Annotated in this window: 1 pseudogene; it reads left to right on the top strand. The window is 81.4% G+C overall.

The features are described from left to right. A pseudogene (locus ACLBYB_RS33190) lies at positions 1-188 on the top strand (LysR family transcriptional regulator); the annotation flags it as partial. Between the last annotated feature and the right edge of the window lie 113 nt (positions 189-301).

Raw genomic sequence — 301 nt, 5'->3', positions numbered from 1 at the left:
GGCTGGCGCGCCTGCTCGGAGGCTACGCCCTGCCGTCGGCGCCGGTCGTCGCCCTGCTCGGCTCGGGACGGCGGTCGCGCGCGGCCCGGACGGGGCGGTTCCTCGGGGCGCTCCGGCGCTCGTTCGATCCGCTCCCGTGGCGCCCGCCCGCGGGGCCGGGCGCGGCCGCCGGGGATGCGGGGCCTTGAGGCGCGCCGGCCGCGCGCCGTCCGGCCCCGAACGCTCCGCCCGACGACGCCCGATCCCGCTCAGCTCCGGATCTCGATCGGCGTGCCGACCTCGACCCGCGCGTAGATCGCGC

The sequence above is a fragment of the Methylobacterium sp. D54C genome (assembly GCF_053345595.1).
The sequence above is the reverse complement of the archived record's forward strand: the minus strand, read 5'-3'. Positions and strand labels throughout refer to the sequence as shown.